Raw genomic sequence first — 25,070 nt, forward strand, 5'->3', positions numbered from 1 at the left:
AACGTTCCCCCTGACGTTCAGGAACGCCTCGCTGTGGTGGAGAAGGAGATCGTGGAAGGACACATTGTGGTGGCGCCGTACCGGCCGTGACATCCTTGCCTGTTGCGGCGGCACACTGTGGCCGGCGGTGCTTCAAAGACGCCCTGTCTTGGCGAGGCCGCGGGAAGCTTTCGGAACGGAGGTGGAGAAAAAGGACCCTGTGCGCGGACCGGCAAAAGGTCCCTCCTGAAGCGGAACACCGCAAGGAGCGCCTTTCTTTCGCGGAAGAGGCCGTGGAGATGCCTCTTCTGCGGAATGCGTCGGTGCCGGTGAAAGTGGTAGGGAACCTCTCCATAAGGCTGCGCCGGCCCTGCAGAGTGCCTCGTAGATCCTGATGCGACCTGAGTCGAAGGAAAGGCGAAAGGCCCTTCTTCAGCGCTTCCGTAGGCAGAGGGGCAGTGAGGATATCCGTGCCCGGAGGAGGCCGTCCTTTCCTGTCTTTACTCCTCCGCTCTTCTTCGAGGCGCTCTCAGGCCTCGCCGCTCGCCGAAGCCCTTGCAGAACCAAAAAAGAACGCCCGCACAGAGCGAGGCGGTGCGGTGGTGCTCATCCAGAGGGGGACACATCTCCACCAGGTCCATGTAGCGGATGTGTTCCGTTCTGCCCGCGAGATAGGCGATCTTTTCGAGTTCGGGTGCTTTGAGCCCCCGGGGATTGCTTGCGGACGCTCCGGGCGCTTCGTGGCTGCGCACAGCGTCGATGTCGATGGAGAGGGCTATGGCACGCGTTCCCTCTCCGGCGATGCGCAGGGCTTCGAGAAAGAATTCGAGAGGGCGATTGCCGATGGATGCGAGGGTCATGACGGTGACGTCCCGTTCTTTCACCCATTGATGATAATGAGGAGAATTGAACGGTTCCTGAATGCCGAACTCCACGAAAGAACGCCCGAGGAGCGCCCGATGAGGCAGTGCTTCCAGAGCCCGCCGAAAGGGAGTACCGCTGGTGATGCCTCGGCGCAGATCGCGCACGTCCAAATGACTGTCCACGTTGATGACGCCCAGTTCTCCTTCCCGGAGATCCAGCGCCGTCACTACCCCCACGAGGCCGGAAAAGGTCAGATCGTGCCCTCCGCCGAGCACGAGAGGAAAGATGTCGCGTTCCAGAAGGGCGCGGACGGTCACCGCGAGGCGTTCATGGCTCTCCTCCAGGGTATCCCCCGGAGGAACGTCTCCGAGATCGACCATGGCGAGGTCGTGGAAATGACCTCCGAAGCCCGGCGTCAGCCGGTAGAAGACGCGGCGGATCGCGTCGGGACCTCCGGCGGCGCCGGCCTTTCCGCCGCCCTGGGCGATGCCGCGGTCCTCGGGAAAACCGAGGAGGGCGATGCGGGTCTCGGAGGGCACCTGGTCCGGTCCTCCCGTCACAGGGCGCACGATATCCCCCAACCGCGGATCGTTGGGGTCGTTGCGCGAGAAGAACCATTCCGGACGTGGAGGCAAAAGGGTGAAGGACATGGTCTCGAACCTCCCGAAAGTGGTCGCGGTGCACCGAACGGGGAAGGGGAAAAGCGCGCCTCCTCTTCGGACCGTCGCGGCAGATGTTCCTTTCCGGCACGGGGCGGTGGTGTCGCCTTCCGCGCGGCCTTGCCGGTGATCGCAGCGCCGCGAACCGCCTTTTGCCCGAGGAGGTTCGCCGCGCTTTCATTGCTTCAGCGCAGTGCTTTCAGGACGGCGTTTTCCACAGCCGTGGCGCGGCGTTCGACCTCCTCCAGAAGCGATGCCGTCTCTGCATCGGTCTGTGCCGCGAAGGAAGCGTCCTTGAGGCTTCCCAGATTGATGCGCACGTTGTAGGCCGCGGCGGCGGCGGCGGCCCGGGCGAGGACGGCGGCGGATCCCGCGTCGGTGATTGCGTTGGAATTGCCCTGTGCGCAGGTCTTTTCGGCGAGGGCGACGACGGAGACACAGCAGCGGAGCGTGCGAAGCGGCACGTCGATGGCGCCTCGAGTGGCCTTCTGCATGGCCTCGGCCCGGGCGGCCTTCTCTTCGTCGGTTTCCTTGGGGAGCTTCATGGCGGCCATGAAGGCGTTGAACGCCTCCGTATCCTCCTCCATCAGCTCCAGCAGACGCTCCTGGAGCGCGTCGCTTTCGGCGCGGACGTTCTCCATGGCCTCCCAGGCACTGCGGTACTTCTCCTTGCCCACGGTGAGCCGTGCGACCATAGCCGTCAGCGCCGCCCCCAGGGCTGCGGCCAAAGCGGCGACGCTGCCTCCTCCCGGTGCGGGCGAGTCCGAGGCGAGCTCATGGATGAAAGCGCGCAGGGTGTGCTCCGAAAGTTTCACGGTTTTTCCTCCTCGTGTCTTTTTCGCGGTTTCTGCGGGGTCCTTTTCCCCGCGCTTTTCGGTTGCGTGCCGGAGTTCAGGCGACGCGGACGCCTTTTTTATAGACCTCCATTACGGAAGAGACGCCGGCGTGGTAGGCCAGAATGGCCGGCGATTCGCCGTCGAGAAGGAGAAAATCGGCCTGTTTCCCCTCCTCCAGACTGCCTACGCGGTGGTGCATCTCCACGGACCAGGCGGCGTTCAGCGTGGTGGCCGTCAAGGCTTCTTCGACGGTCATGTCCATGGCCAGAACGCCCAGGCCGAAGACGAAGGGGACCGATTCGGTAAAGGAGGAGCCGGGATTACAGTCCGTCGCCAGCGCCACCGGTACCCCCAGCTCGATCATGCGGCGCACGGGAGCGTAGGGTTTTTTCAGACTGTAGGCTGTGGCGGGAAGCACGTCGGCGATGACGCCGCTTGCGGCCATGGCCTTCAGATTGGCCTCGTTCGCCGCGAGGAGGTGCTCCGCCGAGACGGTTCCCAGCTCCGCCGCAAGCCCGGCGCCGCCCAGATCGTGGACCTCGTCGGCGTGAATGCGCAGGCGGAATCCCGCGGTCCGTGCGGCCTGAAGAATGCGCCGGCTCTGGGTGACCGAGAAGACTCCCTGCTCGCAGAAGACGTCGCAGAAGCGGGCGATGCCCTGTCGTGCCGCGGCGGGGATCATCTCGTTCACGAGGAGGTCCACGAAGGCCTCGGGATTGTCTTTGTATTCCCTGGGAACGGCGTGGCCGCCCATGAAGGTGGCCGCCACGTCGAGGGGAGTTTCGCGGGCGATGCGGTCGATGACGGTGAGCATCTTCAGTTCCGCTTCCGTGGAGAGGCCGTAGCCGCTTTTGATCTCCATGGTGGTGGTGCCGTGACGCAACGCCGAGAGGACGTTCTTGAGGGTAAAGCGGTAGAGCTCCTCTTCAGAGGCGCTGCGGACGGCCTCCACGGAGGAAAGAATGCCTCCCCCCTCCTGGAGGATCTCCAGATAGGATTTGCCCGCGAGGCGCAGGGCGAACTCCCGCTCTCGCCGCGCGGCGAAACAGATGTGGGTATGGGGATCGACGAAACCCGGAATCATGCAGGCGCCGCGGCAGTCCACCTCCAGATCCAACTCGCCGCGCAGGGCCTTGCGGAGGACCTCCTCCTCCGGGCCGACCGCGGCGATGAGGCCGTTCGTGCAGAGCAGCGCTCCCCGCGGAACGACGTGCACCCGTCCCTGTTCCGGGCCGGCGAGGGGGCGGTCGCTCTGCAGCGGTGTGAAGATCCGGGCATTGCGGAACAGCGTGGAGGTCATGAACGCTCTTCCTCCCGCATCAGCTCCAGGAGCTTCAACTCCAAAACCTGCCCTGGATCGAAATCGTCGATCTGGAGATAATAGGCGGCGCTGTCCAGAATCGCCCGGGTGGGAATCATGCCGTACACCTCGGTGCCGTTGACGGTGACCCCCCAGCGGGCCGCCTCCATGCGGATGAACTCTAGAACGCGATACAGGGCGGTCTGGTCGTAGTCCACGATGTTCATGCTCACCTGGACCAGTCCCTTTTCCTCCAGAGCGAGACCGATTCCTTTCACCGCCGTGAAACCGCCTCCGGAGGCGCGGACGCGCTTGGCGATGGTTTTGGCGATCTCCACGTTCGTGGTGTTGAGGTTGACGTTGAAGGCCACGAGGAATTTCCGGGCTCCGATGACCGTGGCCCCCGCCGTGGGATGCAGCTTGGGCTCTCCGAGGTCGGGATGGCGTTCAGGGCGGGTGATCTCCTCTTTGAGCCCCTCGTACTGCCCTTTGCGGATCACCTCGAGCCTGGTCCTGTCCGGGCGGAGCGCCGCTTCTTCGTAGTAGTAGACGGGAACGTGCAGGGTCTTGTGAAAGCGCTCGCCGAAGGTGCGGGCGAGGGTGACGCACTCCTCCATGGTGATGCCCGCGATGGGGGTGAAGGGGATCACGTCCACGGCGCCCATGCGGGGATGGGCTCCCCGATGGGCGTTGAGATCGATCCGTTCCACCGCCGTCGCCGAGGCGGCCAGAACGGCGTCGCAGATCGCCGCAGGCTCTCCGGCGAGGCTCACCACGAGACGGTTGTGATCCTCGTCGGCCCGGAAATCGAAGAGATAACACCCCTTCGTCTCCCGAAAAGGGCGCACGAGAGCCTCGATGACCTCTTTGCGTCTTCCCTCGCTGAAATTCGGAACGCACTCCACCAACTGTCTTGCCATGCTCGTTCCCTCCCCTGTTTCTGCCCTGTCGCTCTTGTGGACCGGAAAAACTTCCGCGCCGTGTCGTGTAGCAAAAATGGGACACATTGTCCCGAATTTTATTTTCGTCTCTAGCCTAGCCAAAGGGATGTTTCCTGTCAAGAGCTTTCGCTCTGTGCGCGCTGTGGACGCACCGGTCCGGATCGCGGTGGTGCGTGGACAGGAAGGGGGCACGTCTGCGCGGAGGTGTGACGGGACAGTGATATTGTCACCCCTTAGCCGGACAATGAAAATGTCATACATGAAGAACAGGAGCGACGTCTTCATGAAGGCGAAGAAAGTGCGGCGGTTACTGGTGTTCGAGTGGAGATCGGCGGGGCAAGAAGGGCGGCGGCGAGGGGAGATGCCCTATAATGTGCGGGATATTCCGTGTCGGGGCGGATCGCGGAAAAGACGTAAAAAAGAGAGGTGGGCGGCCGATGTGGACGATCCGTTTACTGGGACCTCCTCGATTTCGTCGGGAAGGCAAGGGTCTCCTCTTTCCCTTTCGTAAGGCGGAGGCTCTCGCCTGCTATCTCGCGGTGGAACGCCGCGCCTCCCGGGAGGTTCTGGCGGAGCTCTTCTGGGGGGACCGAAACGACGAGGCGGCCTTCCGCAATCTCCGCAACGCCCTCTACGAACTCCGCAAACACTTTTCGCCCCGTCTGCTCCGGACGGACCGTCAGTGGATCGTGCTCGACCTGGACCATGACGACGTGGATCTCGATCTCAAGCGCCTTTCCCGATGGAGGGTTCTGCCCCTGGAGGAGCTTGGAGCGCTCTCTCGTCCCTTTCTGGAGGGGTTTGTCCTCTCCGGCTGTCCTTCCTTCGAGGAGTGGCTCGAGAGGACCCGTTCGCGCTTCCGCGACGTCTGTCACGAGGCGCTGAAAGGGCGTGCGCGGATGGAGATGGAGAGAAAGGAGACGTCCGCACCGGAGGCTCTGGAGAAGGTCCTGTGTCTTCTGGAAATGTTGCGCGGCGAGGAGCCTCTGGACGAGGAGGTGACGCGCTTGCTCCTCTCCTGCCACTTTCTGGCGGGAAGGAGAGGAAAGGCCGTCGAGGTCTATCGTCTTTTGCGGGAGCGATTGCAGGAGGAGCTCGGCGTCCTTCCCTCGGAGGAGACGGAGGCGCTCTATCGGCATCTTCTCGGCGGTGTGGTCGGAGCGGTCGCCCGAAGTCCTTCTTCGCGGACGGAGGCAGTTCCTTTTTTCGGCAGGGTCCAGGACCTCGCGGCCCTGGAGGCGGCGTGCGCCGGCCGGCCGAGTCGTCCGCGGTGTCTTTTGGTGTGCGGCGAGGCCGGAGTGGGCAAGACGCTTCTTCTCTCGAAGTTTCTCGAGGAGCGACGGGGGGCTCTGGTGCTTTCCGGATGGGGCGCCTCCGGAGAGGGGCGGTACGCCCTTCTTCCCTGGAACGACCTGCTCGGAGAGCTCCGCTCCTCCGGATGGTTCAAGGCGCGGGAAATCGCCGCCGCGCACCGTTCTCTTCTCGGAGCGAGCTTTCCTGCGTTGCGGATGGGCTCTGTGGCGGCGGAGCCCGTCTCTCCGGCCCGCATCGGGGCGATTCTGGCCGATGCGTTCGGTCGCATCGCCGCGAGACGGGAGCTCTTTCTGAGGCTGGAGGACGTGCAATGGTTCGACGAGACGTCGCTGGAGCTCCTCGAAAGCCTCCTTCTGCATCTTTTTCATCGCTCCGAGGGGATTACCTTTGTCTTCACCGCCAGGCCCGATCCAGCCGGCCGGTGCGAAGCCCTGTTGAAGGCCCTTGCAAGGATGGGGAGGATCGAGCTCCATCGGATCGAGCTGGGAAGTTTCACCCGAGGAGACATGGAGGGGTTCTGCCGCGCCTATCTCCCCTCGCGGCGCTTCTCGGAGGAGGAGTTGGAGAAGCTCTTTCTCCAGACGGAAGGACTGCCTCTCTTTCTGGCGGCGCTCCTCCGGCGTCTCGGCGAAGGCTATTCCGCCGACGGCGGCCCCGAGAGCCTCGCCGCAGTCATCGAGGGAATCCTCTCCGGCGTCTCCGAGGACGAAAGAGCGCTCTTGGATGCGCTCTCGGTCTTTCCCGGAAGGGCGGAATGGGAGCTCTTGCGCCGTTTCGCGGGATTTGCGGAGGAGGCGCTGACGGAGATGCTCGAACGGCTCCGGAGGATGGCTCTTCTCGTGGAGCGGGAGGAGGACGGGCGGAAGCTCTTCGTCGATTTCAGGCATTTCAAGGTTAAGGAGCATCTCCGCAATGCTCTGTCGGCGGGGCGCCGCAGACTGTTGCACCGGAGGATGGCGGAGCTCCTCATCGAGGACATGGACCGAAGAGGTTGGGATGATTTTCTTTGCTCCCGCGTCCTCGGCCATTGCCGGGCCGCGGACATGCGGCTGGAGGAGCTGGAGCTCACCGTCAGGAAACTTCGCCTGCACATCAAGCTCCACTATGAACTCTTTCCGCTCCTCGACGACGCCTTTCTCCGCAGTGCCTCCACGATCTCCGGAGGGCGGAATCGCACCATGGAGGAGCTGCGCGAAGTCCGCGCGTTGCTGGCGGCGATGCGGCAGGAGCAGGGGGACTCGGAGAAGCTCGCGGAGTTGGAGATGGCGTACCGGATTCTCTGGGGAGGCTATCTCCTCTGGTGGGGTGAGTACGACCGTGGAGAGCGGATGGTCCGCGCCGTCTCGGACAAGGTCGTGGCGTCGGAGAAATGGCACCTGGCGCTCGAGGCCTTGCAGCATCTCTGCTACTACGGCATCCAGATCGAGGACGGAGAAGCCCTCGGGTGCTCCGCCGAAACGCTGCGGAAAGTGGCCCTGAGGCGGGAGGATGCTCCGGCGGAGGCCATGGCGTTGCGCTTTCTCGGTCTGGCGGCGTTCTTTCGACGGGATTTCGCGGCGGCGGTGCCGCTCTTCGAGAGCTCCATCGCCCTTTTCGAGGACGTGGAGCTTGCGGGAAGAACCTTTACGTTGCAGAAGACGGCGGCGCTGAACTATCTGGGGGCCGTGGAGCACCAGTGCGGGCGTTTCGAGGAGGCGGTGCGCATCTACGAGGAATGCGCGGCCCGTTGCGAGAAGGAGGGGATGCTGCGCGGAGGCTGTCTCTTTCACAGCAACGCCGCGCACGCCGCCTACGACAGAGGAGACCGCACCCTCATGGCGCGCCATCTGCAGAGCGCCCGGGGCGTTTTCGAGGATTGTCTGTGGTGGAGGGGAAATGCGGTCTGTTTCAGCCTCACGGCCCTCCTCGCCGGAGAAGAGGGGGACGAGGAAGAAGCCTTGGCCTTTCTCCGCAAGGCGGATGCCCTCTGTATTCCCCTGCGGAAAAGGCAGTGGCTGGCCCTGCAGCTTTGGGTCAAGGGGCTTCTGAAGAGGCGGGCCCGCCCCGGAGGGCCCTTGGAGAGCGCCCTGCCCGAGTCGGCGGAGGAGTATTTTCTCCGCGCCGGAGAGCTCTATCGCCGGATGGGCGTGCGCTACATGGTGGAGCGGATCGAAAGGGCTCTGGCGGAGAGGCGCTGCGAGGAGGGCTCGCCGTGATGCGCGGCGGGGATGCGGGCGCAGGAAAATGGCCGCGGGCCTCTTGTGTTTGCGTCGAGGACGTGGTTTTCGAAAGGGCGACGGAGGCCCGAAGAGGCCTCCGTCGCGCCGTGGTAAAAGTGTCCGACACGTCTCGCCTGCGCTCTCACTCCTTGACAAGAAGGACTTTTTCCGCCCTGGAATGGCGGACGATCATCCAGCTGATGGTGAAGGCCATGGCCACCATGAGGAAGAGGATCGGAAATCCCGCCACCGTGGCGATCTGCTTCGTGGCGTCGATGCCGCTGATCTCGCCGCCGCCGCTGCCGCTGACGAGATTGATGATGGCCACGGAGGACATCACCACGCCCCAGAAGATTTTTATCGCCGCCGGCGGCTCGAGCCCTTCCTGATGGGCCGCCGTAGTGGACAGAGAGGCGACGGTGGAGGTCATCGAATCGGCCATGGTGACGATGGAGATGAAGACCGTCCCCATGAAGATCCAGCTGATGACCTTCGTCAAGGGGAAGAACTTGAGAAATTCGAAGACCGATTTCTCCAGGGCCAGCTTGCCCCCCTCGTGGATGGCATCCCAGAGCCCCTGCCCGGTCAGTTCCAGGTTGATGGCGGCGCCGCCGAAGACGGAGAACCAGACGAGGCCGAAGATCGCCGGCAGGAAGAGGTTCATGAACATGAACTGTCGGATGGTCCTTCCACGGACGAGGCGCGCCAGGAACATGCCTATGAGCGGCGCGTAGGCGAGCCAGATGGCCCAGTAGTAGATCGGCCACCAGCGGGGCCATGCGGATCCGTCCACGGGGCTCAGATAGTGGGTGCGCACGAAGAAGTCGTCGAGGAAATGCCCCACCGCCTGTGTTCCCAAGGAAAGGATGAACCGGGTCGGTCCGAAGACGAAGACGAAGACGAGAAGGGCCAGGAAGATCTTGGCGTTCCAGTCGGAAAGCCAGCGGATTCCCCGGTTTAATCCGGTGTAGCTGGAGATGATGTAGGTGACCACGATGGCTCCCACGACGCCGACCCACATCGTCTTGGTCGCGGGAATGCCCGTCATGATCTGGATGCCGCTGGAGATCTGCATGGTGCCCACGCCCAGGACGGCGGCGACGCCTCCGGCGATGGCCAGAAGGCAGAGTCCGTCCACGACGGCCCCGACCACTCCGTCGATCCTCTTGCCCGCGATGGGATAGAGGGTGGAGCTGACGCGGTAGGGCAGATCCATGTTGTAGGCCGCATAGGCGATACCGAGGCCGCAGATGGCGTACATGGCGTAGGGGATGAAGGTCCAGTGGATGTAGGTGGTCACCATGGAGAACATGGCCGCCGCCTCCGTCTTAGGGGTGATGCCCAAAGCTTCGAAGGCGCCGGAGTCCATGAGATGGTAGAGCGGTTCGGCGATGCCCCAGAAGACGATTCCCGTAGCGATGCCCGCGCAGAGGGAGATGGCGAACCAGTTCCAGGTGCTCAATTCGGGTTTGGCGTCCTTGCCGCCGAAGCGAATGTCGCCGTATTTAGAAAAACAGAAGAAAAGACAGATGAAGAGAAAAAGATTTCCCGAGATCTGAAAAAGCCAGCCGAAGTCGAGGAAGGCGAAGTTGACGATGGCGTTTTCCACGTCGTAGAAAGTTTTGGGGGCCACGAGGCCGACGACGATGATGGCCACGAAGGCGAGGGAGATAGGATAGAAAATGCCCTTGCGAATGGCCACCTTTTCTTCGTTGCCGACCTGAGGGATGTTCTTTCGTTCCGACATATCACGACCTCCTTCGTGCGGATGCATGGGCTAGAGAGGGTGCCTCGGTACGTAACGTGCGCAGAGATGCCCTTCCTGTCCTTGTGTTTTCTGTTCCCCCTCCTTTCTTGCGTCGCCGCGAAGACGCGGAGAAATGCGCCTGTCTTTTCGGAGGATGTGTCAAGAGCGGAGCTTTTCCCTGACGGCCTCCTTCGCCCGTGCGAGAAGCCTTCGTTCCGCGAGAAGCCGATGCGCTGCCGCCACGTCTACGGAGAGATTCCGGTCCGTGTCCAAAAAAGGGATCGTTTCCCGTAACGCCTCTTGGGCCGCGTGCGTTCCCTTGCCCAAGGAGGTGGGTTTGCGGAGATCGATCGCCTGGGCGGCGTGGAGTATCTCGATGCCGAGGATGATGTACAGGTTGTCGATCATCTTGGCGGTCTTCAACATCACATAGGGTGTGTTGTTGCCCCGGTCCTCCATGTCCTCCGAGAGAGAGGCGTAGTCCGCCGAGACGGGATTGGAGAGATGGCGGTTCTCCGCGTCGAGGGCGCAGAAGACCTTTTGGATGGTTCCGAAGGCGTGGACCTTGGCGTCCGTGGGGGTGAGAAAGCGAGAGAGCCCCGTGAAACGGGGAGAACCCATGCGGAGAATGCGGTACGCGGCGGTTTTCGAGAGGTGGCTCAGGGCGATGCCCAGCATCTCGAAGGCCAAGACCCAGTTGAGCGGTTCGAAATTGCCGCAGGGGACGATGCGCTCCTCTTCGAAGAGAATGCAGGGGTTGTCGTCGGAGCTGTTGAGATGCGTCTCCAAAAGCCCTCGCGCGTAGGCGAGGGCGTCCCGGACGGCGCCGTGCACCTGAGGAGAGCAACGGATGCTCAAGGGATCCTGGAGGGCCCCTGTCACGTTGGGTTGCCACAGATAACTCCCCTCCAGAAAAGCCCGGGCCAGCTCCATGCTCTGCCTCTGCCCCGCATAGGGGCGCCGGGCGTACGGCCCCGGATCGAGGGTCGAGACGTTCCCCTTGAAGCCCTCCATGGTCATGGCGTAGGTCAGGTCCGCCGTGTCGATGAGGGTCTCGATCTCCTCCGCGAGGAGCGCCGCCAGTCCGGCGCCGACGGCGTTGGTGCTCACCAGGGAAAGGCCGTCCTTCGGGCCGAGCGTCGCCGGAGAGAGTCCCTCCCGGCGCATCGCCTCAAGGGAGGGCATGCGCTCCCCCCGGTAGAGCACCTCCCCTTCGCCGATCATGGCCAGTCCCACCAGGGACATGAGCGTGATGTCCCCCTCGCCCACGGAGCCTCGCAGAGGCACGAGAGGATGGATCCTCCGGTTCAGAAATTCGCGAAAGAGGCGGACGAGGTCGGGATGCATGCCCGTGCATCCCAGGAGGACGTTGTTCAGGCGGACCAGCATGATCGCCCGGACCTGGACCTCCGTGGCGAAGGGCTCCACGCCGTCGCAGTGCGCCAGGAGCATGTTGCGGTTGTACTCCTGATAGTAACGGGGCGAGATCTCCCGGTCTTTGTTGACTCCCACGCCGGTGTTCATGCCGTAGACCTTCTGGGATCCCGTGGCCGCCGTGCGGTGCAGCAGCGCCCAGGACTTCTCCACGGCCTCCATCGCCTCCTGCGCGATGTCCACGCGGCGTCCCTCCCGGGCCACCTCCACGAGTTTCTCGATGGTCAGGCTCTTTCCATCCAGCAGAAGCGCCTCCATTGCCTACACTCCTTTCGGAAGACGGTCCAGGGCCGCCAGAATGCGCTCCGGCGTGAGCGGGAGGTGCACGAGTTCCGTTCCCAGAGCGCGGTTGACGGCGTTTCCCACCGCCGCCGCGGTGGGGACGGTGCAGATCTCGCCGATGCTCTTGGCGCCGAAGGGGCCTCCCGGCTCGTAGTCCTCCACGAAAAGGACCTCCACGGGAGGCATGTCCGGGGCGTTCACGATGTGATAGCGGCTGAAGGAGTCGCTCTTCGGCCTGCCTGCGGCGTCGTAGAGGAGCTCCTCCGTCAGGGCCATGCCGATGCCCATCTGGACGCCGCCGTAGATCTGTCCTTCCAGAAAGCGGGGATTGAGCGCTTTGCCCACGTCGTGGACGGCCAGAAAGTCCGTGACGCGCACCAGCCCCGTCAGCACGTCCGCCTCGACCTCCGCGAAATGGACCCCGTAGGAGGCGGGGTTGGACTCAGGCTTGTAGTGCAGATAGTCCCCTACCTCCTCCCGGAGCTGTTTCGTGATGCAAAGCACCATGTCGCCGTAGGAACGAGGGGCTTCTTCTCCGATGAAGACCTGGCCGTTCGCAAGGCGGATCGTCTCGATGGAGGCGCCGGTCACGCGGGCGATCTGCCCGAGAAAGCGGCGGCGCACCTTCTCCGCCAGTTCCTGGGCGCAGGCGCCGCAGACGTAGGTGACGCGACTGGCCACGCATCCTGCGTCGAAGGGGGAAGTTTGCGTGTCTCCTTCGGTGACGAGGACCTTTTCGGGAGGTACGTCCAGGACCTCCGCGACGATCTGGGCGATGACGGTGAGCGTGCCGTTGCCCAGCTCATGCAGGGCGGCGTTGACGAGGACCGAGCCGTCCTCGCACAGACGGAGGGCCATGGCCATGAAGTCGGGATAGGGGGTGCCGTAGTAGCCGTTTCCGTGGGTGCAGCAGGCCAGCCCTACGCCTTTGCGGAAGCGCCCCGTTTCTGGAGAGGCGGCGAAGCGCTCCTTCCAGCGGAACCGTTCCATGCCGAGGGCGAGGCACTCCCGAATGCGAGCGTTGCCCAGAGGAGGGGCTCCCGTGGGATCGAGGTCGCCGGGATGCACGAGGTTTTTCATGCGCAGCTCTGCGGGGTCCATGCGGAGCTTGCGGGCCAGAAGGTCGATATGGATCTCCGTGACGGCGTGGATCTGGGGGGAGCCGTAGCCGCGGCAGGGGCCGCTCGGCGTCGTGTGGGTGAAGGTCGTTCTTCCCCGGAAGAACTGAGAGGGAATCCGGTACAGGCGGGAGGTCTTCTTGCCCATGGCCATGGTGACCCGGTGTCCGCCTGTGAGATAGGCTCCCGCGTCGGTGAGGACGTCGATCTCTCGGAACAGAAAACGCCCTTCCTTGTCGGCGACGGTGCGCACCCGACCGATCGTGGCGGCGCGAACGCGCGTGGCGATGATGGTCTCCCGGCGGTCGAGGCAGAGGCGCACGGGTCTTCCCGTGTCGAGCGCCATGAGAGCGCAGGCGGGCTCCAGAAGAACTTCCTGCTTGCCGCCGAAGGCGCCTCCCAGAGGTGCCTTGAGAACCCGGACCTTGTTCAAAGGAAGGCCGAAGAGATCCGCCAGGACGAAGCGGACGCTGAAGACCATCTGGCAGGGGGATTCCACCACCAGCACGTCGCCGTACTCCCGGTAGGCATGGCAGAGGTGGTTCTCCATCGCGGCGTGGTGAATGCGAGGCGTGCGCACGGTCGTCTCCAGGGAGAGCGTGTCCTCCCTCGAGGGCTCTCCGTCGCCATAAGCGATGGTTCCTTCGATGACATGGGGAAGAGCGTCCCGCAGCGAGGGAGTCTCCAGCGCGACGAGGGGATCGAGGACGGGCTCCCGCACGTCGTAGGCGACCTTCACCAGCGCGACGGCCCTTCGTGCGGCCTCCTCCGTCTCGGCCAGCACGGCTCCGATGGCGTCGCCCACATGAAAAGGACGGTCGGTGAAGATCCGCTCATCCCGCAGCTCCGGCTGGTCCCGGAAGGAAAGGGCGCTGTTGAAGGGCTTTCCCGGATCGTCCTCGGGAGTGTAGATGCGGAGCACTCCCGGAACCTTCCGTGCCTCCGAAAGATCCATGGAGAGCACTTTTCCGTTGGCGACGGTGCTCAGGATCAAACGCGCGTGGGCGGTGCCGCCGGGGCGGTCGGCCAGATACCGGAGGCGTCCCGAGACCTTTTCCACGATGTCGTTGCGTCGGACGTTGCGGCCGATGTAGCGATATTCGCCGCTCTCCGGCATCTTCCGGGAGATCTCCTCTTCGTCAAGGAGCAGTGGAAGGCGTTCGGTCATGCGCGCACCTCCTCGAGGCGTGTCCAGAGCTCGTCGCCGAGGCCGCGGATCGCCCGGCGCTTGTAGGGGAGCGACGCTCGGGCGGGTATCGTCCTTTCCACGAGAGCCGTCAAGGCGTCCAGAAAGGCCGTTCGGGCCTCGGCGGAGCGATCGGGCGACGCGAGGAGCGCCTCCGCCTCAAGGGCTCTGACCGGCCTCGGCGCGACGGCGCCGACGAAGAGCCTGGGATCGCGCAGCCGCCCTTCCTCCACGCAGCCTGCCAGGGCGAGGTTGAGTTTGGAGATCGTCACACTTCTTCGGCTTCCCACCTTGGCGAAGTCCGACCAGAAGCTTCTGCGCAGAGGAATGCGAAAAGAGCGAAGATACCGGCGGACGCCGACGGAGCGCTCGGACAGAAGCGGAAGAGCCTCCTCCACGGAGAGGATCTCCTCGGCGCCCTCTCCGTCCTCGATGACCACCGCGGCGCCGAGGGCGCAAAGCGCCGGAATGCCGTCGGCGGCGGGAGAGGCGTTGGCCACATTGCCTCCGAGCGTTCCCCGATTGCGGATTTGCGGGGAGCCGACCTGCGATGCCGCCGCCGCGAGCGCCCGCACGTGGGTGCGCACGAGAAAAGAGCGCTCGAGTTCGTCGAAGGTCACGGCGGACCCGATCTCCAAACGGTCTCCTTCGATCCGGAGCACTCGTAGTTCCTCCAGCGAGGAGAGATCCACGAGATGGAGATCCCTCTCCGGATGGGTCCGCAGAGAAGGAACAAGATCCGTTCCTCCCGCCAAAAGGCGCAGCTCTTCCCCGCCGCCGCGGAGGATCCGTCGCAGTTCTTCCAGTGTTCTCGGGCGGTCAGCGCGCATCGTCGCTTCCTCTTTTCGCGGTCTCCGAGACGGCGCGCAGAATGGGAAGATAGCCGGTGCAGCGACAGAGATTGCCCGAGAGCCCCACCCGGATCTCCTCTTCCGTCGGAGCGGGCGTGCGGAGCAAAAGCCCCTTGGCGGCCATAAGCATTCCGGGCGTGCAAAAGCCGCACTGGACCGCGTCGTGGTCGATGAAGGCCTGTTGCAGCGGATCCAGGGTCTTTCCGTCGCCGAGCCCCTCCACTGTGAGGATGTCGCTTCCTTCGGCCTGAAAAGCCATGACGGTGCAGGAAGTCACGGCCTTTCCGTCCATGAGGACCGTGCAGGCGCCGCACTCTCCCTCGGAACAGCCTTCTTTGACGCTCGTCAGGCCGAGGCGCTCTCGGAGAAGATCGATCAGGCGCATGTCTGGAGTGATTTCCACCGTTCGTTGCACACCGTTGACAGTGAGGGTGATGCGCATGGGCATTCCTCCCGGAGATCGCTTTTGAATTGCAGCATACTCGAGCTCTGTCAAAAATGCGTCAAAGCCCGGAGCGCCCGGTGCCGCAGCGCTGTGGTCGCGCGGCGGCGACGCACGGCGTCGTGTCGCTCGTGCGGCGGAGCATTTCGTATGGTGCTTCTGGCCGGTGCCGGCAGTGTGCCCGGGGCCGAGCTGAAGGCGGCCCTTGTCGTCGCCGGGGCTCTCGGGGAGCGGTCCTTCTACGACAGTGCCGGAACGGGACTCTCCAGGGCCGGTGCGGAGTTCGCCATTCCCGTGCAGATTTTCGAGTGCAACTACGATGCCGCTGCCTACGAAGCCTCCCTCGCGACCGCGGGAAAGGCCTATGATCTCGTTTTCGTCTGCGGCGTGGAGTTCACCCCTTTGCTGACCGAAGCGGCCTCTCGATATCCCCGGGCTTCCTTCGTGCACATGGACATGACCGGCAGTGCGCCGGGCGTGACCTACGTGGATTTCGCGGAGCACGAGGGAGCGTTTCTCGCGGGAGTTCTCGCCGCGTCGGTCTCGAAAAGCGGCTGCATCGGCGTTGTGGCCGGCGAGGATGTTCCGGTGATCCGGAACTTTCTCGCCGGATATGAACAGGGAGCGGTCTTTGCCGGAAGGAACGTGCGGGTTCTCGTGGATTTCGTCGGGAGCTGGGACGACCCCGGAAAAGGAAAGGCCCTCGCCCTGGCGCAGCACGCGGCGGGAGCGGACGTGATCTTTCAGGTGGCGGGAGGGACCGGGACTGGAGTCATCGCCGCAGCAAAGGAGAAGGGCTTCTGGGCGATCGGCGTGGACTCCGCCCAGGAACTGGACGTGCCCGACGCGGTGCTCACCAGCATGCGCAAACGTCTGGACAACGCGGTGTACGACCTGGTCAAGGCGATGTTGGAAGGGCGGTTTCGAAGGGGTGCGGTCTACTCTTTCGGGCTCCGGGAGGGCGGGGTAGGACTTTCCAGAAGCGACGTGGCCCGGAGAAACGTTCCCCCTGACGTTCAGGAACGCCTCGCTGTGGTGGAGAAGGAGATCGTGGAAGGACACATTGTGGTGAATCCCTATCGGCCTTGATTTCCTCTCAATTTTCCGGGAGCGGGCGGACGAGGATCTTCTCCGCCAGAGTGCGCCCAAGGCCGTAACGGGCGTCGTCCACACGGATGTAGACGGGATCTCCGTCGTTGCGGACGATTTCGACCACGACGCCGGGATGGATGCCCATGCTCCAGAAACGCCCTTCCAGAGAGCCGTCCGTGACGCTGCAGACAGTGCAGCGACTGCCCACGGAGCGGCAGGATGCGAGTGAGATGTTCTGTCCCTTCACGAGGCGTGCTCCTTGCTCGTCGTCGAAAGTGGATTGCTCGAGAACGGCCGAAATGCGATGTCAGTTTCGTCCATCGGGACGCCCGGGGACCGGAACTCCCGATGGAGGCCCGGTCCCCGGACGGGGGAAGAGAATGGATAGTGCCGGAACATGTGTTTCCTGACTACATGTCCCTGGCCTGTACCCAGATGACCGCGTCCACGCCCAGTTCGGCGCCCCTGTATTCCCTGGTCTTCACGCCCAGCGCGGCAAAGCCCCACCAGCCGGCTCTGGGAATGGCGTAGGCGAAAGTGCCGTTCGCGTCCGCCTTGATGGTCTGGGTGATGAAACAATCCTGAGGTGCCTCCACTTCCGCCTCGGAGGCGAAGCGGTTCTTCGCCATGTCCGGGCGGTGATTGAGGAATTCTACTTCCACTTCCGCGAAGGGAACGGGTTTGTCGTCCGCCATGACCACGCCTCGGAAGAGGTTGCCCGTCCAGAGACCGTAGGGTTTGTCCAGAGGAACGATCTCCACGGGGAGACCGATGGGCTCGTCCCATCCCGTGGGCAGGCCCGCCACGTTCACCATCACCTTGGTGCACTGCTGCATCCATGCTCCCTCGGATTCCTCGAAGTAAGGGGCGGGAACCAGCCCGAAGATGAAGTCCCCCATGCCCCGGAGCATCACCTTCGCCTCGTATCCGGAGCCGGAGTTGGAGAGGCTGGACCAGATGAGAGGCTTGAGATCGTTCTTGAGATCCGTCTTTTTCCCCTTGTTCACCATGTAGAACTCTTCGACGCCCGCCATGTCCATGGTGTGTCCCGCTTCGAAGGGGTGGGTAAAGACGAGCTTCAGCGTCAGTTCCCCGCCTTTTTCAAGGGCGCTTTCTGGAGTGTAGATCAGCTGGAAGTGGGCGAAGGCCGGAAGTGCAAAGGCCAGTACCATCGCAAGAGCCAGAAGAAGTCGCCGTGTCCGCACGTACCATCACGTCCTTTCCGTGTTCCTGTCCATGTGTCCATGTCCGGTATGGGCCGCCGCTCCGGAGGATCGCGCTCTCTTTTGTTCATGGGGCGCGGTTCCGGCGCTCCTCCGGAGTGTGGCGCAGCGGAGTCTACTGAATGCTCTCTCCCTTGATGACCACCACGTGACCGGGTCCCGCGTTGAACTCCACTTGGTAGGAGCCCTCGGGCTTGGGGAAGGTGAACTCTCCCGCGTCGTCCATGGCACCCTCGGTAATGACTGTCCCGTCTGCTCCTTTGACGGTCATCTTCGTACCCGCCGCGGAGGATCCATCGGAGAAGCCGCCCTCGCAGGTGACGGTGCCGTCGCCGTTGAGGTAGCACGTGCAGATCGGCGTGTGGGCTGCGGCGATTCCCGCGAGGAAAAGGCACAGAAAAATCCCCGCAAAGGCTCGCATCAGGTTTTTGCGCATCTGTCTCACCTCCTTTCGCACGTTTTTCACGGTTTGATTCCGTGGTCGAACGCTTTCCGGGTTCCTCGCGAGTGCTCCAAGAAGGCCTGTTCGGAAACTCTTCCGCGGATTCTCCGGCCGGTCTGTTCTGGCTGTGGAAAACGCCCCGGTGGGGGATTTCTTCGGAGCGTCTCCGGAATGAAGGCGCACGCAGAATCTTTTCCAGAGGCACCGGGTTTTTCACGGTGCACCGCACGTCTGTTTTCGCCAGGACCCCCATCCCCTCCGGATCAGCGGGGGAATGTCGCTTTTTCGGCGACGGAAGCGATGTGCTTTGACGTTTTCTCCGTTTCCGGCGCTCTTCCGGGAATGAGCCCCAGGAGGAACGTGACGAAGAGAAGCACTCCGTAGAAGACAAGGGCCGCCCGTGTTCCCGACAGACCCAGTGCGGAGCCGCCGGTGAAAACGAGTGCCGCGCAGGCGAAGCCGAGCAGGATGGGATACCCCAGAGCGAGGAGTGCCCATTTCCAGCGGCGGCTCTCCACCTTCACCATGAGGATGGTGGCGATGCAGGGTGGATAGAAAGCCATGAAAACCATGAGCGCCAGAGCGTGCAGAGGAGTGAAGCCCCGCTCCTGCTCCTGCATCCGTTCCCCGAGCGTCTTGTTCGCGTCGTCCCCCTGGGGTCGGTAGAGAACTCCAAGGGTGGCCACGCTGCTTTCCTTGGCCGCCAGGGAGCTCAGAAGCGCCACGTTCACCTTCCATGTAAAACCCGCGGGGCGTGTCAGCGGCTCCATGACCTGCCCCATGCGGCCGAGTACGCTTGCGTTGAGCCGCTCCGAGGAAAGTTCACGCTGCAGCTCCAGACGCGTTCCCCGAAGCGTGCGGAAAGCCCGGTCCAGTGTTTTCACCGCAGGGTCGGAGCCGATCACGAGGGGCGCTACATCGGGCGCCTCGGCGGTGAGACGTTCGTCGATGGTTGCCTTGGCCGTGCCGAGCATGCGGAACTGGCGCAGCGACTCCTGCAGGTTCAGATAGCGGTCGAGGCTCTCGTCGTCTGCCAGGGATGCCGCGAAGGGCGTTTCCGCCACGGCAGCCCGGAATGTCGCCTTCGCTTCGTCGGCCCGGACGGCAAGTCCCTGGAGCACCTCCGGAGAAGGGGACGGATAGTGGGTGAGCACGAAAACCCCCGCCGCCACCACCACGATCACTGTGGCGATCTTGCGGAGAAAGAGCCACGTCCGCTCCAGAGAGCGGATGACGATGCCCCGGAGTGTCGGCAGGTGGTAGGGGGGCATCTCCATGACGAAGGGGGAGCTGGGGCGGTTGCGCAGCACCGTGAGCGTGAGCACCTTGGCCACGCCTAGGGCGGCGATGAGGGTGATGGTGGAGATGAAGACCATCATCGCTCCCGCGGTGTCCGCGAAGTAGATCCCCAGAAGCAGCGTGTAGAGAGGAACCTTGGCGAGGCAGTTCATGAGGGGGACCACAAGAATGGTGGCGAGGCGGTCCCGCTCGTCCGCGATGACCCGGGTGGCCATGACTCCCGGCACGGCACAGCCCCCCACGAAGACACCCCCGAGGATGAGGGGAAGCGTGGACTGGCCGTGAAGGCCGAAACGCCGGAACAGGCGATCCAGAATGAAGGCCATGCGGGGCATGTAGCCCACGTCCTCAAGAACGGCGATGGCCGCGAAGAGCACAAGAAAGATGGGGACGTAGATCAGCATGGAGTTCACCGCCGTCACGAGATCCAGAGTGAACTCCCGAAGGAGGGGTTCCTCCAGAAAGCCCGAGGGGGGCAGTGTTCCCTCGATGGCGATGCGCAGACGGTTGAGCCAGGGGACCAGGTATTCCGTGAGCTTGTACCCCTGGACGATGGAGAGTTCGTAGAGCGCGTAGATGATGCCGAGCAGGAGGAGCGGACCGAGGAAACGATTCACCGCCACGGCGTCGATCCGATCCGTCCAGGTTTTTCCGGAGGGACGGGTACGCCGGGAGACGCGCTGTTCCAACGCGGTGGCACAGGTGTGACGGGCCAGGCCGATATGGCTCCGGGAATCCGCGCCCTCCGCCATTTCGAAGGATGTCGCCAGGGCATCCACCTCTTCGAGGAGGGCGAGCCCCGGTTCTCCCGCATCGACGATGGTGCGTCGCACGGCCTCGTCTTCCTCGAAGAGCTTCACGGCGATCCAGCGCCAGGGATAGCTCTTCCCCGGAAAGAGTGCGCGCAGGCTTTTTTCGGCTTTTTCGAGGAATGGCTCAAGGGAACCGTAGTCCACCCGGAACGAGGAGGATCTTCTCCCCCCCTCGGAAATCGCTTTCCGTACGGCCTCGTCGCCCCGGTTCCGGTTCGCCACGGTCTCCACCACGGGCACGCCCAATTCCGCCGCGAGCGCACGCCCGTCCACGAGAAGCCCGTGTCCCTCCGCTACGTCCGTCATGTTCAGATTCACAATGAGCGGCGCCCCCATCTCCAGAAGCTGGAACGTAAGATAGAGACTCCGCTTCAGGTTCGACGTGTCCGCGACGTTCAGCACAAGGTCCGGTGCCTCGTTGAGGACGTAGTCCCGGGTGACCATCTCCTCCGCGGAATAGGAGGTAAGGCTGTAGGTACCGGGAAGATCCACCACCTCGACGGTTTTCTCCCCGACACGAAACTTCCCCTTCTTCACGTCCACCGTTACGCCGGGATAGTTCGCCACGTACTGCCTGGCACCGGTGAGCATGTTGAACACCGTCGATTTGCCGCAGTTCGGCTGGCCCACAAGGGCCATGCGAAGATCGCCGCTCACAGTGCTTCCACCTCGACGAAACGCGCCTCCTCGTGCCGAAGGCTCACGTGCTGTCCGTCCATGAGAAATTCCACGGGATCCACCAGGGGCGCGTTCCGCACGACCTGAAGCTCCACGCCGCGATGAAACCCCATGTCCATGAGACGCTGCCCCACGGAACCGGGAGCACCGTTCCTCCGTATCCTGACCCGGCCGCCCGGCCGCACTTCGTCAAGCGTCATGATCGGCGCCCCCCGCCGTGGTCTTCGAGGAAAGAACGGTGGACTCCGGTGACGGCTTCGCTGCGGACGGACAGCAGGGACAGGCACCGCATCCGCCGCACCCGCATCCTTCGCCCTTTGCAGCCGACCTTACCTGGCGAAAAACACCCCAGACGGCGATTCCGAGAATCGCAAGAACAAGAATCCATTGCACGGAAATCCCTCCTCAAGAAGGCGCATGATGTGCGCCGACTCGTCTGTCAAGGCCCTCCGAAGCGGCCTTCCGGAACAAGGGGGAAGGAAAGGGGGTTCGGAGAGAAGAGCTGAAGTTAGATCGATCAAACCCAAAAGGCGCCGCAAAAATCCCTGGAACCCTTCTCTTTTCCGTCGACCATCCGGGCAGGGGGCGGGATGGCGTAAGACCGACATGGAAAAGAACGTAGTTTGATCGTATCCGCACGAACGACGGAGTGAGCATGTGGGGGATTGCGGAGCGTGCGAGGGCTCCGACGGCTCGTTCGCTGGATCGATCCAGAAGGATTCCCGAATCTGCGGCTTGGAGCACCGCGAAGAGGCCGAGTCAGGTCGCAGAGGGACATCCATGAGTTTGATCGATCTAACTTCCATGAGCACTATAACACACCTTCTCCCCTTGTCAAGGGGGATGTGTGATTTCGTGTGACGGGACAGGGAAAATGTCATCGATCATTCTTTGCGGATGACAAGGAGCGAGCGTTTCTTGAGCCTGAAGAAAGCAATGAAGCGAAAAAAACGGTGGTTCTGGACAGGGGTGTGAAAGAGGAGATGACGGCGGCGGAAAAGTCGGTCCGTCTCGGGATGAAAACGAGAGGCAGCCCTTCCGGGGCTGCCTCTCCGGCGAATTTCGCCCTTTGCGTAGAACCGGATTGTCTTACATGAACATTCCCGTACCTGGTCCCAGGGGAAGATTCAAGACGTACCAGAGGATGATCTGCAGAGAGAAGCAGACCAGGAACGCCAGGGAATAGGGGAGTTCCAGAGAGAGGATGGTTCCTATTCCGACCGGGGCGTCGCCTTCCCGCCGGTACTGCTCCAGAAGGCCGATGACGACCGGAATGTAATAGGAAAGGGGGGAGATGATGTTGGTACTTGAGTCTCCTATCCGGTAGGCGACCTGGGTGAGGGCAGGGGAAAAGCCCACCATGGAAAACATGGGGACGAAGATGGGAGCGAGTATCAACCACTTGGCGGAACCGCTGATCATGAAAAGGTTCAGCGTGCCGCAGAGGAGGATGAAGAGGAGCAGCAGGGGAATGCCGCCCAGATTGAGGGCTTCGAGAGCCTCCGCTCCCTTGACGGCCAGGATGGTGGTGAGATTGCTGGCGTTGAAGAGCTGGATGAACATGGACGCGGGAAGGGCGATGACCAGAAAGCTGAGACTTCCCTGAAGTCCGTTCTGCATCAGCTTGGGGACGTCCGAGGCGGTCTTGAGCGTTCCGGATCCGAAACCGTAGGCGATGCCGACGAAGAAGAAGAGGAAGAAAAGGATGGGCACTACGCTGGAAAGGAGCGGCGATCTGGGCAAGAGGCTTCCATCGTCGGCGCGGAAAAAGGCCCCTTGAGGAACGGTCAGAACGAGAAGGAGAATGATCGCTCCCAGTCCTGCCCAGAGAGACCAGCGGAGTCCTCTTTTCTCCTCATTGGTGAGGACATGCTTTGCGAGCGCCGAAGAATCTCGGGATGCGCCTTCGTCTCCCAACATGGGAACGATGAACTTTTCGGTCACGACGGTCGTGACCAGGGTGACCGTTATGGTGGCGACGATGAGGAAGAACCAGTTGATGAGAGGATGGGTAGGAGCCGCAATGTTCATTCCCTTGGCGGCCGATTCGGTGATTCCCGCCAAAAGGGCGTCCGTTCCCGCAACGAAGAAGTTGGCCGTGAACCCTCCGCAGGCCGCGGCGAATCCCGCGATGATCCCCACGGCAGGATTGCGCCCCAGGGCTTTGAAGACCGCTCCGCCGATGGCGGGGGTGAAGATGATGCCTGCGTCGGAGGCGAGATTGGCGTTGATGCCCACCATGGCGAGAACGGCGGTCACCATGTAGGGTGGGGCGCCGAGGATGGTCTTCCGCATCAGGGCGGAGATGAAACCCGTCTGCTCCACCAGGCCGATTCCGAGCATCATGACCATGATCAGTCCGAGGGGTGCGAAGGAAATGTAGGTTTTGACGAAGTCGGAGAAAAAGGGTCGCAGGGCCTCGTAGCTCAGGAGGTTTTTGACGGGAACCGTCACTTCCTTGGGAAGTTCCCCCGCCTTTTGCGAAGCAGCCATGTACGTGACGGACGTGCCTGACGTGGCGAGAAAGGCCGAAAGAACGACCACCGCCAGAGCGAGAAGGACGAAGAGCCAGAAGGGATGGGGCAGCTTGTTTCCCACCACTTCGATGCCGCGGATGAAACGCCCGAAGGCCCCGCCTTGTGGGGTCTTGTTCGAACCCGTGTTCTTGGACATGCTGATCCTCCTTGCTGGAATAAAATGAGAGACAGAGAGCAAAAAAGACAGTGTGCGAAATTTCAGAAAATTTCCCCTGAGCTCGCAGGCGCATTGCGTGTCGGAAACCACCTCCTTGCGGGAGAAGAAACGATGTTCAGCGTCCCGCCACTTCGAGGGTCAACTCCTTCAAAAGAGCTACGCCGGGGCCGAGGACCTCCTCGTCGAAGTCGAATCGCTCGTTGTGATGGCCCGCGGTCGTGTCGGCGCCGAGAATGAAATAGCAGGAACGTCCTCCTCTCTCATGCACCCGTTGCATCATCCAGGAGATGTCCTCGCTCCCGGAAATACGGCCATGCCGCTCGACTCGGCGAATGCCCTCGATGCCAAGGGCCTTTGCCGCAACGAGATCGACGAGCTCGGGATGGCTTGAGGCGTCGATCGCGCCTCCCGCCAGACGGGTTTCCAGTGCCACTCCCTGGCTGATGGCTGCACCTTTCAGGATGTCCATAGCCCGAGTCCGAACGTAGCCGTCGATCTCCGCGGTCGCGCCGCGGGTCTCCAGTTTGAGTTCCGCCCTGGGGGGGATCACATTGCGTCCTGTTCCTCCCTGAAGAACACCGACATTGATTCTGCTGGCGCCGTCGCGGTGCGGAGAAATGGCGTGGAGCCCGAGGACCGCCGACGCTGCGGCGAGCAGTGCGTTTCGTCCCTCGTTGGGAGCGCCTCCCGCGTGCGCGGCGACTCCCGTGAAGACGGCGTCGATCTTGGTGGTGCAGAGAAAATCGCCGCATCCGGCTCCGACCGCCCCCGAGGGCATGCCCACCCCGAGATGAAGGCCCAGAAGGACATCCACGTCATCGAGAAGCCCCTTTTCGGTCATGGATTTTCCGCCACGGACTCCCTCTTCGGCGGGCTGAAAAAGAAATTTGAAGGTCCCCCGGAGGAGGTGGCGGTTTTCGCTGATCCATCGCGCCAGGACGAGCCCGATGGCGGTATGGCCGTCGTGACCGCAGGCGTGGGCCACACCCTCGTCGAGGGCTGCAAAACCCTCCCGAAGTGGGCGATGTTCAGGATCTCTGCTCTCGCCCACTTCGACGGCGTCCATGTCGAACCGGAAAGCCGTCACGGGGCCTGGGCAGTCCGTCTTCAGAATGCCCACCACGCCGGTAAAAAGTCCGATTTTTTCCAGAATGGGAGGAGAAGCTCCCCATCCCAGAGCCCGTATCCTGGCCTTCTCGAGTTCTTCCAGAGAGGGGCGCCCCATGGCGGCCTCGGGTGCGATCACGTCCTCGCCCAGAAGAACCGTGAACCCCAGTGCGTCGAGCTTCGAGGCGACGAAGGCGCTGGTCCAGAATTCCTCCCACCCTTTTTCGGCGTGGCGGTGCAGTTCGCGCCGAAGGGGGACGAGTTCGTCACGAAAGTTCGTCGATTGCACGTTCATGCGGGTACGCCTCCTCCGAGCTTTTTCAGAAGATCCCATGCCGCCTGGGCAAGGACGGCAGCCCCGATGGAAAAACAGCTTTCGTCGGGGACGAAACGAGGATTGTGCAGAGGCGGGAAGTCCTCCGGTGCGATCTCCTCGGGGCGGCATCCCAGCCAGAGAAAGACGGAAGGAACCCTGGAAGCGAAGAAAGAAAAGTCCTCTCCTCCAAGGGTGGGTTTTTCGATCTCCAAAACGCCCCTCTCTCCGAGAACGTTCGCGATACTTCCCCGGACGA

At 62.9% G+C, this 25,070-nt stretch carries 20 protein-coding genes; 2 read left to right on the forward strand and 18 right to left on the reverse strand.

The genetic code is table 11. The features are described from left to right. Positions 1–479 precede the first annotated feature (479 nt). The 4 genes from Q1K49_RS13735 to ftcD all read right to left on the reverse strand — a co-directional run bounded on the left by Q1K49_RS13735 (position 480) and on the right by ftcD (position 4,558). Positions 480–1,493, reverse strand: a complete 1,014-nt coding sequence (locus tag Q1K49_RS13735; protein ID WP_300526543.1) for a formimidoylglutamase — start codon at positions 1,491–1,493, stop codon at positions 480–482. A 194-nt stretch (positions 1,494–1,687) separates the two neighbouring features. Further along, positions 1,688–2,317 carry a cyclodeaminase/cyclohydrolase family protein gene (locus Q1K49_RS13740; protein ID WP_300526544.1) on the reverse strand — a complete coding sequence of 210 codons (630 nt, stop codon included), beginning with the start codon at positions 2,315–2,317 and terminating at the stop codon, positions 1,688–1,690. 76 nt (positions 2,318–2,393) lie between these two features. Beyond that, positions 2,394–3,638 carry an imidazolonepropionase gene (hutI, locus tag Q1K49_RS13745; RefSeq protein ID WP_300526545.1) on the reverse strand — a complete coding sequence of 415 codons (1,245 nt, stop codon included), beginning with the start codon at positions 3,636–3,638 and terminating at the stop codon, positions 2,394–2,396. Next, complete coding sequence (gene ftcD / locus Q1K49_RS13750) at positions 3,635–4,558, reverse strand: glutamate formimidoyltransferase (protein ID WP_300526546.1); 924 nt, start codon at positions 4,556–4,558, stop codon at positions 3,635–3,637. The genes hutI and ftcD overlap by 4 nt, the downstream gene beginning before the upstream one ends. Positions 4,559–5,016: 458 nt before the next feature. Between ftcD and Q1K49_RS13755 the strand changes: the two genes are divergently transcribed. Further along, positions 5,017–8,088: an AAA family ATPase gene (locus Q1K49_RS13755; RefSeq protein WP_300526547.1), complete on the forward strand. Its 3,072-nt coding sequence runs from the start codon at positions 5,017–5,019 to the stop codon at positions 8,086–8,088. Between the two features lie 145 nt (positions 8,089–8,233). On the opposite strand, the gene Q1K49_RS13760 is transcribed toward Q1K49_RS13755, so the two are convergent. From Q1K49_RS13760 to Q1K49_RS13780, 5 genes are all read right to left on the reverse strand, one after another. Further along, complete coding sequence (locus Q1K49_RS13760; protein WP_300526548.1) at positions 8,234–9,838, reverse strand: BCCT family transporter; 1,605 nt, start codon at positions 9,836–9,838, stop codon at positions 8,234–8,236. 159 nt (positions 9,839–9,997) lie between these two features. Further along, positions 9,998–11,530, reverse strand: coding sequence for an aromatic amino acid ammonia-lyase (locus Q1K49_RS13765; RefSeq protein WP_300526549.1), 1,533 nt, complete (start codon positions 11,528–11,530; stop codon positions 9,998–10,000). Between the two features lie 3 nt (positions 11,531–11,533). After that, positions 11,534–13,840, reverse strand: a complete 2,307-nt coding sequence (locus Q1K49_RS13770) for a molybdopterin cofactor-binding domain-containing protein (protein WP_300526550.1) — start codon at positions 13,838–13,840, stop codon at positions 11,534–11,536. Further along, positions 13,837–14,688, reverse strand: coding sequence for an FAD binding domain-containing protein (locus Q1K49_RS13775; protein ID WP_300526551.1), 852 nt, complete (start codon positions 14,686–14,688; stop codon positions 13,837–13,839). The genes Q1K49_RS13770 and Q1K49_RS13775 overlap by 4 nt, the downstream gene beginning before the upstream one ends. Further along, on the reverse strand, positions 14,678–15,151 hold the full coding sequence (locus Q1K49_RS13780) for a (2Fe-2S)-binding protein (RefSeq protein WP_300526552.1): 474 nt from the start codon (positions 15,149–15,151) through the stop codon (positions 14,678–14,680). The genes Q1K49_RS13775 and Q1K49_RS13780 overlap by 11 nt, the downstream gene beginning before the upstream one ends. A 150-nt stretch (positions 15,152–15,301) precedes the next feature. Here Q1K49_RS13780 and Q1K49_RS13785 point away from each other — a divergent pair, with 150 nt between their 5' ends. After that, positions 15,302–16,240, forward strand: a complete 939-nt coding sequence (locus tag Q1K49_RS13785; protein WP_300526553.1) for a BMP family ABC transporter substrate-binding protein — start codon at positions 15,302–15,304, stop codon at positions 16,238–16,240. Positions 16,241–16,247: 7 nt separating this feature from the next. Here Q1K49_RS13785 and Q1K49_RS13790 read toward each other — a convergent pair whose 3' ends face one another. From Q1K49_RS13790 to Q1K49_RS13830, 9 genes are all read right to left on the reverse strand, one after another. Continuing rightward, positions 16,248–16,490 carry a FeoA family protein gene (locus Q1K49_RS13790; RefSeq protein WP_300526554.1) on the reverse strand — a complete coding sequence of 81 codons (243 nt, stop codon included), beginning with the start codon at positions 16,488–16,490 and terminating at the stop codon, positions 16,248–16,250. 163 nt (positions 16,491–16,653) lie between these two features. Further along, positions 16,654–17,448, reverse strand: coding sequence for a DUF4198 domain-containing protein (locus tag Q1K49_RS13795; protein WP_300526555.1), 795 nt, complete (start codon positions 17,446–17,448; stop codon positions 16,654–16,656). Positions 17,449–17,581: 133 nt separating this feature from the next. Then, positions 17,582–17,902, reverse strand: a complete 321-nt coding sequence (locus Q1K49_RS13800) for a hypothetical protein (protein WP_300526556.1) — start codon at positions 17,900–17,902, stop codon at positions 17,582–17,584. A gap of 269 nt (positions 17,903–18,171) precedes the next feature. Beyond that, complete coding sequence (gene feoB, locus Q1K49_RS13805) at positions 18,172–20,676, reverse strand: ferrous iron transport protein B (RefSeq protein WP_300526557.1); 2,505 nt, start codon at positions 20,674–20,676, stop codon at positions 18,172–18,174. Next, complete coding sequence (locus Q1K49_RS13810; RefSeq protein ID WP_213694658.1) at positions 20,673–20,897, reverse strand: FeoA family protein; 225 nt, start codon at positions 20,895–20,897, stop codon at positions 20,673–20,675. The genes feoB and Q1K49_RS13810 overlap by 4 nt, the downstream gene beginning before the upstream one ends. Further along, the gene (locus tag Q1K49_RS13815) at positions 20,887–21,090 is read right to left on the reverse strand and encodes a FeoB-associated Cys-rich membrane protein (RefSeq protein ID WP_300526558.1); all 204 of its coding nucleotides are present in this window, start codon (positions 21,088–21,090) and stop codon (positions 20,887–20,889) included. Before Q1K49_RS13815 ends, Q1K49_RS13810 begins: the two co-directional genes overlap by 11 nt. 696 nt (positions 21,091–21,786) lie before the next feature. Then, positions 21,787–23,370 (reverse strand): AbgT family transporter, encoded by a 1,584-nt coding sequence (locus Q1K49_RS13820; protein WP_300526559.1) that lies wholly within the window; start codon positions 23,368–23,370, stop codon positions 21,787–21,789. Positions 23,371–23,506: 136 nt separating this feature from the next. Further along, positions 23,507–24,793, reverse strand: a complete 1,287-nt coding sequence (locus Q1K49_RS13825) for an amidohydrolase (RefSeq protein WP_300526560.1) — start codon at positions 24,791–24,793, stop codon at positions 23,507–23,509. Further along, positions 24,790–25,070 (reverse strand): M20/M25/M40 family metallo-hydrolase (locus tag Q1K49_RS13830; protein ID WP_366146076.1); only part of this gene is annotated, 281 nt, incomplete at its 5' end. The genes Q1K49_RS13830 and Q1K49_RS13825, both read right to left, overlap by 4 nt.

Origin of the sequence: Aminiphilus sp., assembly GCF_029975095.1 — a bacterium.
GTDB lineage: Bacteria > Synergistota > Synergistia > Synergistales > Aminiphilaceae > Aminiphilus.